General features: G+C 39.9%; 15 protein-coding genes. 13 read left to right on the top strand and 2 right to left on the bottom strand.

What is annotated here, in order from left to right; translation table 11 throughout:
- The first annotated feature begins 11 nt into the window (after nt 1–11).
- The 4 genes from LZD48_RS00680 to LZD48_RS00665 all read left to right on the top strand — a co-directional run bounded on the left by LZD48_RS00680 (nt 12) and on the right by LZD48_RS00665 (nt 3,823).
- Nucleotides 12–314: a hypothetical protein gene (locus LZD48_RS00680; RefSeq protein ID WP_235760809.1), complete on the top strand. Its 303-nt coding sequence runs from the start codon at nt 12–14 to the stop codon at nt 312–314.
- A 140-nt stretch (nt 315–454) separates the two neighbouring features.
- On the top strand, nt 455–1,036 hold the full coding sequence (locus LZD48_RS00675; protein WP_235760808.1) for a genetic competence negative regulator: 582 nt from the start codon (nt 455–457) through the stop codon (nt 1,034–1,036).
- Nucleotides 1,037–1,154: 118 nt separating this feature from the next.
- Complete coding sequence (locus LZD48_RS00670) at nt 1,155–2,435, top strand: Glu/Leu/Phe/Val family dehydrogenase (protein WP_235760807.1); 1,281 nt, start codon at nt 1,155–1,157, stop codon at nt 2,433–2,435.
- A 398-nt stretch (nt 2,436–2,833) separates the two neighbouring features.
- On the top strand, nt 2,834–3,823 hold the full coding sequence (locus tag LZD48_RS00665; protein ID WP_235760806.1) for a YpdA family putative bacillithiol disulfide reductase: 990 nt from the start codon (nt 2,834–2,836) through the stop codon (nt 3,821–3,823).
- 38 nt (nt 3,824–3,861) lie between these two features.
- On the opposite strand, the gene LZD48_RS00660 is transcribed toward LZD48_RS00665, so the two are convergent.
- Complete coding sequence (locus tag LZD48_RS00660; protein ID WP_235761085.1) at nt 3,862–4,830, bottom strand: asparaginase; 969 nt, start codon at nt 4,828–4,830, stop codon at nt 3,862–3,864.
- Between the two features lie 90 nt (nt 4,831–4,920).
- Between LZD48_RS00660 and prsW the strand changes: the two genes are divergently transcribed.
- The 3 genes from prsW to ypeB all read left to right on the top strand — a co-directional run bounded on the left by prsW (nt 4,921) and on the right by ypeB (nt 7,868).
- Nucleotides 4,921–5,568, top strand: coding sequence for a glutamic-type intramembrane protease PrsW (gene prsW, locus LZD48_RS00655; protein ID WP_235760805.1), 648 nt, complete (start codon nt 4,921–4,923; stop codon nt 5,566–5,568).
- Between the two features lie 161 nt (nt 5,569–5,729).
- Entirely contained in the window at nt 5,730–6,518 is a 789-nt protein-coding gene (gene sleB, locus LZD48_RS00650; protein ID WP_235761084.1) for a spore cortex-lytic enzyme, read from the top strand.
- Between the two features lie 15 nt (nt 6,519–6,533).
- Nucleotides 6,534–7,868 (top strand): germination protein YpeB, encoded by a 1,335-nt coding sequence (gene ypeB / locus LZD48_RS00645; protein WP_235760804.1) that lies wholly within the window; start codon nt 6,534–6,536, stop codon nt 7,866–7,868.
- 152 nt (nt 7,869–8,020) lie between these two features.
- Here ypeB and LZD48_RS00640 read toward each other — a convergent pair whose 3' ends face one another.
- A complete protein-coding gene (locus LZD48_RS00640; protein WP_235760803.1) occupies nt 8,021–8,188 on the bottom strand; it encodes a hypothetical protein in 168 nt (55 codons plus the stop codon).
- A gap of 215 nt (nt 8,189–8,403) precedes the next feature.
- Between LZD48_RS00640 and LZD48_RS00635 the strand changes: the two genes are divergently transcribed.
- The 6 genes from LZD48_RS00635 to der all read left to right on the top strand — a co-directional run bounded on the left by LZD48_RS00635 (nt 8,404) and on the right by der (nt 13,672).
- The gene (locus LZD48_RS00635) at nt 8,404–9,072 is read left to right on the top strand and encodes a flagellar brake protein (RefSeq protein WP_235760802.1); all 669 of its coding nucleotides are present in this window, start codon (nt 8,404–8,406) and stop codon (nt 9,070–9,072) included.
- A gap of 123 nt (nt 9,073–9,195) precedes the next feature.
- The gene (gene cmk / locus LZD48_RS00630) at nt 9,196–9,882 is read left to right on the top strand and encodes a (d)CMP kinase (protein WP_235760801.1); all 687 of its coding nucleotides are present in this window, start codon (nt 9,196–9,198) and stop codon (nt 9,880–9,882) included.
- 90 nt (nt 9,883–9,972) lie between these two features.
- On the top strand, nt 9,973–11,103 hold the full coding sequence (gene rpsA / locus LZD48_RS00625) for a 30S ribosomal protein S1 (RefSeq protein WP_235760800.1): 1,131 nt from the start codon (nt 9,973–9,975) through the stop codon (nt 11,101–11,103).
- Nucleotides 11,104–11,198: 95 nt separating this feature from the next.
- On the top strand, nt 11,199–12,092 hold the full coding sequence (locus LZD48_RS00620) for a YIEGIA family protein (RefSeq protein WP_235760799.1): 894 nt from the start codon (nt 11,199–11,201) through the stop codon (nt 12,090–12,092).
- The gene (locus LZD48_RS00615) at nt 12,092–12,277 is read left to right on the top strand and encodes a capping complex subunit for YIEGIA (RefSeq protein ID WP_235760798.1); all 186 of its coding nucleotides are present in this window, start codon (nt 12,092–12,094) and stop codon (nt 12,275–12,277) included. Before LZD48_RS00620 ends, LZD48_RS00615 begins: the two co-directional genes overlap by 1 nt.
- A gap of 84 nt (nt 12,278–12,361) precedes the next feature.
- Complete coding sequence (der, locus tag LZD48_RS00610) at nt 12,362–13,672, top strand: ribosome biogenesis GTPase Der (protein ID WP_235760797.1); 1,311 nt, start codon at nt 12,362–12,364, stop codon at nt 13,670–13,672.
- Nucleotides 13,673–13,686 lie beyond the last annotated feature (14 nt).

Genomic DNA, 13,686 nt, shown 5'->3' with positions numbered 1-13,686 from the left:
TGCTTTCTGAGTTGAGTACAGAACTTGAGCATAAAGAGAAAGATCAAGCGAATGAGTTGAGATCCCTTGTCAAGGATATTGAAGAAGGAAATACAAATGACAAGGAACTATTAGCTGATCATCATATAAACGAAATTGATGTTTTGAATTTACCTCCACGAAAAGAGGTACATACGAAAAATACACGGACAAAAATTAAGTTAAGTAAACCTCTCTTGCGATTACTTTTTACAGTCGTTATTGTTATCGCGGGACTAGGTACAGCAATTTATGTCTGGCAGGATGAAATCACGACTTTGTTGCATAGACTATAAGAAGGAGAAAATCTTACGAAATAGCTTACTACCTAAAATTTAATTAATTGCATATAGTATGAGTATACATTCAATGTATCATCTGCGTGTATAGGCCGTTGTCTTAGTGTTTAGTATTATTTTTTTAAGGGGGATACTGTATGCGTGTGGAAAAACTATCCAGTCATCAGTTCACGATTTTTTTAACTTTTGATGATTTAATTGAGCGTGGTTTTACGAGTGATGAAATATGGCACGATGCAGCTAGTGTCCGGAGTTTATTTAGTGAAATGATGTATGATGCAAGTGATGAATTAGATATAGAACTTGATGGAATGCTGCTTGTTCAAGTATTCATGATGCAAGCCCAAGGTATGCATGTAGTCGTGACGCAAATGAACGACATGGAAACTGAGGACGAAGATTTTATTGAAATGAAGGTAACGCTTGATGAAAGCCATGAGTTGATCTTTTTATTCGATGACTTTGAAGATTTGATTGACGTTGCATCTTATTTATCACCGCTTGGGATAGAGGATGGGCAAGTATATCATTTGAATGACCATTATTATATGTTGTTTGATGAAGAGGAATTGCCCGATATTGAGAAAGAAAGCTTAATTGCAATCATGTCGGAGTACTCCCATTCAAGCATTCTTACTTCCTATCGTTTGAAGGAATACGGGAAAGCTATTTATGAAGAGCAGGCGATAAAACAAATTATGAACCATTTTTACAACTAATTTCTTCTAACAAAAAGTATTGCATTTCATCGTATTTTTATTGCATATTTACAGTGACAGTGTATACTAGCTTCTTAGTAGAAGGTTTATTAATATATGTATTCTAGGGGGTAAATTCATGGTAGCCGATAAAGCAGTTGACTCTACCGAAGAAAATCATGAAAATCTAGATGTTTTAAGTTCAACAAGAACAGTAATCATGACCGCTTTGGAAAAGCTGGGATACTCCAATGAAGTATATGAATTATTAAAAGACCCGCTTCGTATGATGACTGTTCGTATTCCGGTACGCATGGACGATGGCAAGGTAAAAGTATTCACCGGATACCGGGCGCAGCATAATGATGCGGTTGGTCCGACTAAAGGCGGTATTCGGTTCCATCCAGAGGTAACGGAGAAAGAAGTAAAAGCTTTATCCATTTGGATGAGCTTGAAAGCTGGAATCGTCGACTTACCATATGGCGGGGCAAAAGGTGGAATAATTTGTGATCCGCGCCATATGTCTTTCCGTGAATTGGAAACGCTTAGTCGTGGTTATGTTCGTGCTGTCAGTCAAATCGTAGGTCCAACAAAAGACATTCCGGCACCGGACGTATTTACGAACTCACAGATTATGGCATGGATGATGGATGAATATAGTAAGATTGACGAATTTAATAACCCAGGTTTCATTACTGGAAAACCGATTGTTCTTGGTGGTTCACATGGTAGAGAATCTGCTACAGCAAAAGGGGTTACAATTGTATTGAATGAAGCCGCGAAGAAACGTGGCATTGATGTTAAAGGTGCGCGGATTGTTATTCAAGGCTTTGGTAATGCAGGTAGTTATTTATCAAAATTCCTCTATGATCAAGGAGCGAAGATTGTCGGCATTGCGGATGCTCAGGGCGCCTTACATGATCCAGACGGTCTCGATATTGATTATCTGCTTGATAGAAGGGACAGTTTTGGTACGGTCACGAATCTGTTTGACAATACGATAACGAATAAGGAACTGTTTGAACTGGACTGCGACATTATCATTCCTGCTGCAGTAGAGAATCAAATCACACGGGATAATGCCCATAATATTAAAGCAAGTATTATCGTAGAAGCTGCCAATGGGCCAACAACTGCCGAAGCGACTAAAATTTTAACCGACCGTGATATTCTCTTAGTACCAGACGTGCTCGCTTCTGCAGGTGGCGTAACGGTGTCTTACTTCGAATGGGTACAGAATAATCAAGGTTACTATTGGTCGGAAGAAGAAATTGATCAAAAGCTGCATGAGATTATGATTAATTCCTTTAATAATATATATAATCTTTCCGAAACAAGAAAAGTTGACATGCGACTCGCTGCTTATATGATAGGGGTCCGAAAAATGGCCGAAGCAGCAAGATTCCGCGGCTGGGTATAAAAACTGAAGCTAACCCATTCAAAAAACTCTTATCATTTTAGGATAGGGGTTTTTTCTATGGTGCAAAATACAAAAAATGAGCCCATTTATCAGCTGATATCCTATCTCCAGAAATATACTACGCATTCCCGCAGGAGTCTGTTTATATTTCTTTTGGTAAGATATAGCTACCTACTTTTATAAAGATTATTATTCCAATAAAAAACATGAACAGAAATTCTAACTAAAATATTTCCTGGGAGCAGTCCCGATACCTCGAGCCTCCTGCGGGAGGCCGAGGAGGCTCATCAGCCATCCGCGGAAAGCGAGAGGTATCGGGACTGCGGACTTCCAGTAGAAGTATGGTTTTATTTATAGTAGAATGGTTATTAGAGCATGTGAAAAGGATGTGGCAGTAAATGCAACAGGAAGAAGTTATCATTGTTGGAGCTGGACCATGTGGAATGGCTACAGCAATTGCTTTACAAGAAAGAGGCATCAACCCGCTGTTGATTGAAAAAGGAAACGTCGTGAATAGCTTGTATGAATTTCCGACACACCAAACATTTTTCAGTTCCAGTGACAATCTGGAAATTGGTGATGTTGCTTTCATTACCGAGAAACAACGTCCGGTCAGAAATGAAGCACTTGTGTACTACCGGGAAGTGGCAAAAAGAAAAGCATTACGCGTTCAATCCTTTGAAAAAGTTGTCCAGATTGAAAAAACAGAAACAGGATTTTTCCTTCATACCGAAACAAATCATCAGGAGAAAAAGCAATATAAAGCAAACTATGTCGTCATCGCGACCGGTTATTACGATCAGCCGAATCGCTTGAACGTTCCAGGTGATGATTTGCCTAAGGTAAGCCATTATTTTAAAGAGGCACATCCTTATTATAATAAAGATGTTCTAGTAATAGGCGGAAAAAACTCTGCAGTAGATGCAGCGATTGAGCTCCATAAGGCAGGAGCTAACGTAACGGTCCTTTACCGAGGCAAGGAATATTCCTCAAGCGTCAAGCCATGGATTCTTCCCGGGTTCGATTCTTTAGTGAAAAAAGATGAAGTTTCGATGGTATTTAATGCGAACGTAAAAGAAATCACGGAAAACGCGGTGTATTATGAAGTGGATGGTATCGAAAAGCGAATCGATAATGAATTTGTATTCGCTATGATCGGCTATCAACCTGATATCAAATTTTTACATGATGCAGGTGTCGAAACAGACCCGGTGAATGGAATTCCAGCATATGATGATGAAACATATGAAACGAATATAGAAGGAATCTATATAGCAGGTGTTGTGGCAGCAGGGTTTAATAACAATGCCATCTTCATTGAAAATGGCCGTTTTCACGGAGAAGCAATTGCACGCTCCATCATGTCGAAGCAGACGGTGAAAGCATAATTTATAGACAATAAAGGAGCTAGCAACGGCTAGCTCCTTTATTGTTCAGAAAATAATTTACTTAAGCTTTCTATATTCTTCGTTTTTTCTAGGGCAAGGAGTAATTTGATTCTTGCTTTCGGACCTGTCAAACCATTGGCGAAGATGACACCTAATTCTTTTAATTGTCTGCCGCCACCCTGATAAGCATACGTTGGCTGCACGGTTCCTTGATAACAGCGGGAGACGAGAATGACTGGAATATTATCATTTATAATTTTTATAAGTCCATCCACTATCGATCCCGGTAGGTTGCCTTGACCGAAAGCTTCAATAACAAGTCCATCCGGTTTTGCCATATGTAGCGCGTGAATTAAATTCTCATCCATTCCCGCAAACGCCTTCAATAGAAAAACATTAGAATGAACGTCTTTCACAGGATAATATTCTTGTTTTAAAATGATCCGGTGGAAAATGATCATTTCTTTTGTAACGATTCCGATCGGTCCGTATTGCGTGCTTTGGAAGGTCGCAACATTGCTTGTTGAAGTCTTTGTTACGTTGGCAGCTGTATGAATTTCATCATTCATGACAACTAATACACCTTTATTCTTAGCCTGATCCGCAGATGCCACCCGGATGGAACTGATTAGATTATAAAGTGCATCTGAGCCGATTTCATTGCTGGAACGCATGGCACCTGTAATGATGATCGGTTTTTCAGAGTCGATCACAAGATCGAGAAAATATGCCGTTTCTTCCAGTGTGTCTGTACCATGTGTAACGACAATTCCATCATACTTTGACAAGGATTGACTGATGCAATCTGCCAGTGTTAACATATGCTTCGGCGTAATATGCGGGGAAGGCAGGTCAAAAACAACATATTCATCCACATTCGCAAATTTACGATATTCATCCTGTAATCTGGTCAATGGATGTTCATCCGTAACATTCACTGCACCAGTTTCTTTATTTTCTAACATGGAAATGGTTCCACCTGTATGGATAATCAATATTTTCTTCAACAAAATCACCCGCTTCCTATTTTCACTATTTCCAATGGGACAAGTTAATGATACGATAAAAGTACTGTATTTGGAAAGAGGTTAGTGATCATGATTGCTATTTTCACTGTCGGGCTTGCCCCTGTTGTAGCATTAATGTCCTTTTTTTATTTAAAGGATGAATATACAGAACCAATCCCTTTAATTGTCCGATCCTTTTTATTAGGCTGTCTGCTTGTATTTCCGGTTATGTTTGTGCAGCATGCATTTGTTAAGGAAGGGTTCGTGTTAAATAATTTTTTAACATCCTTTTTCCAAGTTGCAATACTGGAAGAGTTTTTGAAATGGTTTATCTTTATGTTCTCCATGTATCATCATGAGGAATTTGATGACCATTATGATGGAATTGTATATGCTGTAGCAATCAGTTTGGGTTTCGCCTCGGTTGAAAATATATTATATTTACTGACAAACGGCATTGAATACGCTTTTTCAAGAGCAATCTTTCCTGTATCCTCTCACGCATTATTTGGAGTTATCATGGGGTATTATTTCGGAAAGGCGAAGACACGTGTGAGTAGAACGAGATTTAATCTCGGGCTCGCTTTCTTCATTCCTTTTTTACTTCACGGTATCTATAATTATATCTTACAGTCGGTTTCAAGCAACTGGATCTACTACCTGATCCCTTTTATGATCGTCCTATGGATTTTTGGACTTCACCGCATGAAAATTGCTAATCAACCGGATTTGAATTAAATAAATAATATGAAATCACTATAGAAGCGTGTACAGTGTCTCAGCTGTATATGCTTTTTTTACATATTTGTGTATAAAAATAGATTAGCAACAAAAACTATCCCCAAGTCACTGCTTCATGAGGAGGGTAAGATTTGCGATTAAGACAGATTAGTTTCTTGATGGTTGTCGGGTTATTTCTATTTCCTTTATTTTTTGACGGAAAAGAAGAGGTAAAAGCATTCAGTCCCCAAGTCATTCAACATGGTGCAATTGGGGATGACGTAATTGAATTGCAGGCGAGATTACAATATTTAGGGTTTTACAATGGAAATATTGATGGAGTATTCGGGTGGGGGACATACTGGGCTCTGCGCAATTTTCAATATGAATTCGGTATGAATATTGATGGACTCGCAGGCGAAGAAACAAAAAACAAATTGGTTCAAGCAAGTGAATTTGATGAAGCTTATGTGAAAGAACAAATAACAAGAGGCAATCGTTTCAGTCACTATGGAGGTATGGAAGGAGAACAGCAGCAAGGTGGCGAGGCGCAACAGGCGGAGCAAAGCGCACCAGCAGATAATACAACTGCAGTCAATGTCCCGCAAGGTTTTTCACAGAATGATATTCAACTGATGGCAAATGCGGTATACGGAGAGGCCAGGGGAGAACCATACGAAGGACAGGTTGCTGTAGCGGCCGTTATTTTGAATCGGGTAGCGAGTCCAAGCTTTCCTAATACAGTATCAGGTGTCATATTCGAACCCCGTGCCTTTACAGCCGTAGCAGATGGTCAAATCTGGCTTACACCGAATGAAAGAGCGAGAGAGGCTGTGCTTGATGCGATCAATGGGTGGGATCCTTCTTCCAATGCCATCTATTATTTCAACCCAGATACCGCAACTTCACCTTGGATATGGACGAGGCCACAAATTAAGAAAATCGGTAAACATATCTTTGCAAAATAGGAAGGCGTGAATAATATGATTCGTTGGATTACCATTGGCGTTCTGTCACTCGGTTTAGTTGGTGCTGCCATTTGGGGTTACCAGGAGCACCAAGAAAAAAATGCGATTTTAATACAAGCGGAGAATGGTTATCAAAAATCATTCCACGAACTTAGTTATCACATGGATTTATTGCATGACGAGATTGGAACAGTGCTCGCGATGAATTCCCATGAACGATTATCCCCTAAGTTCGTTGATATTTGGCGGATTACTTCAGAGGCCCATTCCAATGTATCCCAATTGCCGCTTGGACTCTTACCGTTTAATAAAACGGAGGAATTTCTCTCTAACATCGGTGATTTTACGTACCGGACAGCAATCAGGAACTTGGATGACGACCCGTTGACGGATGAGGAAACGAATGTTCTGGAGGAGCTTTATGTGCAAGCGAATGATATTAAAGATGAATTGCGGCATGTACAGCATCTAGCACTTGAAAATAATTTACGGTGGATGGATGTTCAGCTTGCATTAGTTAACAATGACCAAACTGATAATACGATTATTGATGGCTTTAAAACTGTAGAAGAACAAGTGGAGGGATTTGCTGAGGCAAACAGCCAATCCGGTCTAATTGGAGTCAGTACAAAGCCAGAAGATCATTTTGAAAATCTTCCCGGAGAAACGTTGAGTGAAAAAGAAGCATTAGATAAGAGTAGAAAGATTTTCGATATCAATTCGAAAGAAAATATTGAAATTACTCCTTCAGGGGATGGCGCAGATATTCCAATTTACAGTGTTTCGTATCAAAATGATGACAAACGAGCTTACATGGATCTCTCTCAAAAAGGCGGTTATCCACTAACATTATTAATTGAACGTCCTTTAAAAGATAAGAAACTTAGTTTACATGAAGGACTGGAACGCGCAGAAAAATACTTGGAGCAATTTGACTTTGACGATATGAACCTCTATCAAAGCATGGAACTGAATAATGTAGGAATGTATTCGTTTTATTACAACCAAGATGGTATTCGCATTTACTCTGATTCCGTAGAGGTAAAAGTAGCTTTAGACAATGGTGACGTTTTAGGAGTTACAGCAACCGAATATTACAGTAATCACCATGAACGGGAAATTGACGAGCCGGAACTCACGGAAGAAGAGGCGCTTGAATTTGTTAATGACAATGTGCAAATTGAAGAAAGCAGCCTATCGATTATTACAAATGATGTGGATGAAGAAGTGCTTACCTATGAATTCTTAGGCACATTCAACAATGATACGTACCGCATTTTCATTAATGCAATGGACGGCAGAGAAGAAATGGTGGAAAAACTTGGAGGAAAAGAATTGAAATACTCCTGATCAAAGGCGAAAGCATCCTTACAGGCTAAGTGCGTGACGTCCTGTCGCAACGCCTGTACTAGCATATCCTGTGCTTCGTAGCAAGGTACAAACTGTGCCTCCCAGGATGGGAGGTAGTTCGATGATGCCCTAGGCCCTAGAACGGGGTGAACTTAATCGAACTTCCATTCTTCTCTTTGAGATAAAGGAAACTCAAGCGAACGCAGAGAGCCGATGTTGACTTTCACCACAAGGATATAACTGCGACTAAGCCTCTGGCTGAAGCCAATCGGCAAGTCTTCTTTATCAATTGGAGGAGTGTGGAGTTTGGGACTGCGCACTGCTCGCCCCACCAAAAGATCTGCTAGTTGCTGGGCGCAGAGCGGACGTGGCTTGTGCTGGTAACTGTAGTTGTTCGATACATCTTTATCTTATAATTTTTTAGCTCACGTAAAGGGGGATAGGCAAAAAGCCTTCCCCTTTTCACTTAAATCTGTAATAATAAATATATATTCAATCATTTCGTAATAAAGGTATTCAGAATCGTGGTGAAAATATGAAAGAACCGACAATAAAAATCGGAACAAAGCTGACATTACTATTTAAAATACCCGGAGTGGAGCCGGAAGAATATTATTGTAAAGTCATTGACATTAATGAAGATTATCTTATTATCGATTATCCCGTACATAAACAAACAGGAAAGACGAAATTTTTCCAAATAGGCGCCTCTTTTAAAGCGGATTTTGTAGGCGATGACGAAGCGGTTTATCAATTTCAGGCGACCGTTGCTGCAAGGGTGAAGGTTATTGTTCCCGCTCTAGCTCTCTCAAAGCCAAAACCGGAAGATATGGAGCGAATTCAACGGAGACAATTTGTACGTGTAGATGCAACAGCTGATGTAGCTGTGCATCGCCAAAATGAAGACGGAGAAGCTTTCACAACAGTTACTTCCGATGTAAGCGGCGGGGGATTATCTTTAATTGTACCAAGAGAAGGTTTGCTTAAAATGAATGAAATGATTAATCTATGGGTTGTGCTCGGTTTCCGCTCAGGGAAAATTCACTATATAGAGACGGCAGCACAAGTAGTTTTCTTGCAAATGAGAAATGGAATCCATACAGCATCATTAAAATTTGTTGCATTAAAACCAAAAGAACAACAATTAATTATCAGCTATTGTTTTGAAAAACAACGGGAAATGAGAAAAAAAGAATTATCTTGAGAACAGATTGTAGACCTTCCAATTTGAATTATGCTATGATAAACAGTAGATAAAAATAATTAATCACTTGCTGAACTTGTGAAGCAATCATTTACAAGTTTATGAGAGGACGGAAGTTTGTAGATGCAAGAACAACACACAGCCATTGCAATTGATGGACCGGCAGCTGCTGGTAAGAGCACGGTCGCAAAAATTGTAGCTGATAAATTAAATTATATTTATGTAGATACGGGAGCAATGTATCGTGCACTTACTTTAAAAGCACTTAATGATAAGGTTGATCCATCTGATGATGACGCGGTATTAGACCTATTAATGAATACCAATATCGAACTTACCAATGATTCAACGGGGCAACGTGTCATTTTGGATGGGAAAGATGTAACGGAGGAAATTCGTTACCAGCCTGTCTCTGCAAACGTATCTTATGTCGCCAAGCTTTCCACTGTTAGGCAAGAAATGTTGGAGCGACAGCGGGAGTTAGCGAAGGACCGTGGTGTTGTAATGGATGGTCGGGATATCGGTACTCACGTCCTCCCGAATGCACAAGTGAAAATTTTTCTCGTGGCATCTGTTGATGAAAGAGCGAAAAGACGTCATGATGAAAATATCGCTAAAGGCATACCATCCGATTTAGAACAATTAAAGGCCGAAATTGAGAAAAGAGATGAAATAGACTCTAATCGCGAAACAGCACCTCTAGTTAGAGCGGACGATGCGATTGAAGTCGATACAACATCCCTTTCTATCGATGAGGTCGTCCGCTCTATTTTACAAGAAGTGGAAAAGTATAAAGATAAACAAAATTAGAATACTTTACTTGACAAAAAAATGTAATTATTAGAAGTTATAGAAAGAATAATTTTATATCGCAATGATGTTAATAGGAGGGCTAAGGTTATGACGAATGAATTTAATGAATTACCAGAATTGAAAGTAGGAGATACGGTAACGGGAACTGTTGTAAAAGTAGAAGAAAAACAAGTTCTCGTTGATATCGGTTATAAAACAGAGGGAATTGTTCCGATTAGCGAACTTTCCAGCTTACATGTCGAGCTTCCAAGCGATGTTGTGAGTGAAGGGGATTCTGTCACCCTGCAGGTAAAGAAATTGACAGATGAAGAAGTAGTTTTGTCCAAGCGGGCTGTAGATGCTGAAAAAGCATGGGAGGAACTTGAAGCAAAACATGACAACAAGGAAGTTTTTGAAACCGTTGTAAAAGAAGTTGTTAAAGGTGGACTTGTTGTTGACGTAGGCGTACGCGGATTCATCCCTGCATCATTAGTAGAAACATATTATGTGGAAGATTTCAGCGATTACGAAGGAAAAACGCTGGAAGTTATTGTGGAAGAACTCGACCGCAGCCAAAATCGTGTTATTCTCTCTCACCGTGCTGTAGTTGAAAAAGAAGAAGAAGAGAAAAAGAAAGAACTCCTTGATTCCTTGGAAGAAGGCCAAGTGATTGAAGGAACTGTACAGCGCTTAACAGGCTTTGGTGCATTCGTTGACCTTGGCGGGATTGATGGTCTCGTGCATATCTCTCAACTTGCCCACTACCATGTAGAAAAAGCTTCTGATGTCGTTTCAGAAGGAGACAAAATCGAAGTGGAAGTGCTTTCAGTTGATAGAGACAACGAAAGAATCTCGCTATCGCACAAAGCAACTCTACCAGGACCTTGGACGAATATCGGAGAGCGCGTTTCCCAAGGTGATGTTTTAGAAGGAACAGTTAAACGCTTAGTCAGCTTTGGTGCTTTCATTGAATTATTACCTGGGGTGGAAGGTCTTGTACACATTTCCCAGATCGCGAACCGTCACATCGGCACACCAGACGAAGTACTTGAAGTAGATCAGCAAGTAAATGTCAAAGTGCTTGATGTGAATGAAGAAGATGAGCGTATTTCTTTAAGTATTAAAGAATTGGAACAAGAAAAAGAGCAAGCAGAAGTAAGAAATTATGAGAAGGATGACGATCATTCCGGATTCCAACTCGGTGATGTCATTGGTGATCAGCTCGATAAATATAAGTAATTGATTATTGAAGGCCTCCCTAACAAAGGAAGGCCTTTTTTCTTGGTGTATACAGGGCTTGCTTTTTTGGCAAACTGAAGCCAAGGAGTGAGGACATGAACGAATATACATATGCGATACTTTTTGGTGTTATTGTTGGTACTTTAGCAAGAATTTTAATGTTGAAAACTGATTATAGGCAGTATCCAACCTATCTTCATGGGAAAATCATTCACGCTTCCCTCGGATTTATCGCGGCTTCTCTCGGGGCAATTGCAGTACCTGCTTTAATTGAAAAGGAATATACGGCAGTGACGTTATTAACGGTTGCCGCGACCCAATTTAGGGATGTACGTAATATGGAACGAAATACATTGGCTGAAATCGATCCATTGGAATTAGTTCCTCGCGGGAGAGCGTATATTGAGGGCATCGCAATTTCATTTGAAAGCAGAAATTACCTTTGTATTTTCTCCGCTTTCATTTCCACGATTCTTTTTATATATTTTGATCTTTCGATTGCACTTGCTGGTGGTATTGGCTCTATACTTTTGTCGTTACGCTTAATGAGCGGAAGTACAATCAAAGATATTGCTGATATCGAATATACCCCTCTGAAGTTTGATGGTGCCGGTTTATATGTTGATAATATTTATATCATGAATATTGGAATTAAGGAAAGACAAGAAGAAATATTAAAATATGGCGCTGGATTCATCATCCATCCGAAAAACCGGAATGTCGTGCAGACCTTAGCTAATTTAGGGCAACGACAGGCAATGCTTCACGACGTTTCTGTTTCACTTGGGATTTTTCGTGACTCGGGAACACCAGCTTTAACACCGCTTATTAAACGGGATTTGGACGACGGCAGAATCGGTATGTTTATTCTTCCGCAAAACCGTGATATTGACCTTGCCATTAAAATTATCGGTGCCGTTCCAGTGCTCGAAAGCGCAATCCGCATGCCTACCGAATCAAAATCCTATCATGAAACGAGGGATGAATGATGAATATCGAGAAAGCCATCCTTGCCGTCATTACAACAGATCAATCAAAAATTGATGGAGGCGCACCAATTTTTATTTGTGAATCCAAGCAAGAACTGGAAATGATTGCTGCAAATCTGGAAGCGATAACAGACGGAATTGCGCATTCCTTAAGCGAGGAATTGTACATCATTGTAAAACATTGATTTCGGTTTAAAATTGTTTAAATCGGTTGATTTTGCTAGAATGAATGAAGTAATAAAGTATGGTGTAGAAGGGAAGTTCCTTTCATGAGAAAATCAGTTGTTGCAATAGTTGGAAGACCTAACGTAGGCAAATCAACGATATTTAACCGTTTAGTCGGTGAAAGAATTTCAATTGTAGAAGATATTCCGGGAGTTACGAGAGACAGGATCTATTCGAAAGCGGAATGGCTGAATAGAGAATTTAACCTTATTGATACTGGAGGAATTGAAGCGGGTGATGAACCATTGCTCGTTCAAATGCGGCAACAGGCCGAAATCGCAATCGATGAAGCTGACGTTATTATTTTTCTAATCAATGGTAAAGAAGGAATTACCGGAGCGGATGAAGAGGTTGCGAAACTTCTATTCAAATCAAATAAACCGGTTGTTTTAGGTGTGAATAAAATAGACAATCCGGAAATGCGTGAAACCATTTATGAATACTATTCACTTGGATTCGGAGAGCCGTTTCCGATTTCAGGCGCACATGGTCTCGGTCTTGGTGACTTACTGGATGAAGTCATTCACCACTTTCCTGAGGAAGAAGAGCAGGAAGAAGATGATGAAACGATTTATTTCAGTGTAATCGGACGTCCGAATGTCGGGAAGTCTTCTTTAGTAAATGCACTCCTTAATGAAGAGCGTGTTATCGTAAGTAATATCGAAGGGACGACTCGGGATGCGGTTGATACTCCATTCACTCGGGATGGACAAGACTATGTGATCATCGACACGGCAGGTATGCGAAAACGTGGAAAAGTGTATGAGACGACGGAGAAATACAGTGTATTGCGGACATTGAAGGCGATTGAAAGGGCTGACGTTGCCCTTGTCTTGATTGATGCTGAAACTGGCATCATGGAACAAGACAAGCGAGTAGCTGGATATGCCCATGAAGAAGGGCGAGCAGTTGTAATCGTAGTTAATAAATGGGATACAGTCGATTCGGACCAAAAGGCAATGCAGAAATTCGAAAAGAATATACGAATGCAATTTCAATTTTTGGATTATGCACCGATTGTGTTTTTATCTGCAGAAACGAAAAAACGCCTGCACACCTTACTGCCAGTTGTGAAAATGGTAAGTGAGAATCATGTAAAACGGATTCCGACCAATTTGTTGAACGATGTGATTATGGATGCAATCGCAGTGAATCCAACCCCGACATTTAAAGGGAAGCGTTTGAAGGTTCTCTATGCGACACAGGTTTCTGTGAAGCCTCCTTCTTTCGTCGTTTTTGTTAATGATCCAGAGTTAATGCACTTTTCATATAAGCGATTTTTAGAGAATAAGATTAGAGAAGCGATTGACTATACTGGCACCCCGATTAACATCTTTGTGAGAAGGCGTCAGTAGTATGGGGAGGTAGT

Source organism: Oceanobacillus alkalisoli (assembly GCF_021556485.1).
GTDB classification, from domain to species: domain Bacteria; phylum Bacillota; class Bacilli; order Bacillales; family Amphibacillaceae; genus Oceanobacillus; species Oceanobacillus alkalisoli.
The sequence above is the reverse complement of the archived record's forward strand: the minus strand, read 5'-3'. Positions and strand labels throughout refer to the sequence as shown.

What these genes read in the sequence shown, in the direction of transcription:
- LZD48_RS00675 (WP_235760808.1), top strand. Translation starts at nt 455, where the DNA reads ATGCGTGTGGAAAAACTATCCAGTCATCAGTTCACGATTTTTTTAACT.
- LZD48_RS00670 (WP_235760807.1), top strand. Translation starts at nt 1,155, where the DNA reads ATGGTAGCCGATAAAGCAGTTGACTCTACCGAAGAAAATCATGAAAAT.
- LZD48_RS00665 (WP_235760806.1), top strand. Translation starts at nt 2,834, where the DNA reads ATGCAACAGGAAGAAGTTATCATTGTTGGAGCTGGACCATGTGGAATG.
- prsW (WP_235760805.1), top strand. Translation starts at nt 4,921, where the DNA reads ATGATTGCTATTTTCACTGTCGGGCTTGCCCCTGTTGTAGCATTAATG.
- sleB (WP_235761084.1), top strand. Translation starts at nt 5,730, where the DNA reads ATGGTTGTCGGGTTATTTCTATTTCCTTTATTTTTTGACGGAAAAGAA.
- ypeB (WP_235760804.1), top strand. Translation starts at nt 6,534, where the DNA reads ATGATTCGTTGGATTACCATTGGCGTTCTGTCACTCGGTTTAGTTGGT.
- LZD48_RS00635 (WP_235760802.1), top strand. Translation starts at nt 8,404, where the DNA reads ATGAAAGAACCGACAATAAAAATCGGAACAAAGCTGACATTACTATTT.
- cmk (WP_235760801.1), top strand. Translation starts at nt 9,196, where the DNA reads ATGCAAGAACAACACACAGCCATTGCAATTGATGGACCGGCAGCTGCT.
- rpsA (WP_235760800.1), top strand. Translation starts at nt 9,973, where the DNA reads ATGACGAATGAATTTAATGAATTACCAGAATTGAAAGTAGGAGATACG.
- LZD48_RS00620 (WP_235760799.1), top strand. Translation starts at nt 11,199, where the DNA reads ATGAACGAATATACATATGCGATACTTTTTGGTGTTATTGTTGGTACT.
- LZD48_RS00615 (WP_235760798.1), top strand. Translation starts at nt 12,092, where the DNA reads ATGAATATCGAGAAAGCCATCCTTGCCGTCATTACAACAGATCAATCA.
- der (WP_235760797.1), top strand. Translation starts at nt 12,362, where the DNA reads ATGAGAAAATCAGTTGTTGCAATAGTTGGAAGACCTAACGTAGGCAAA.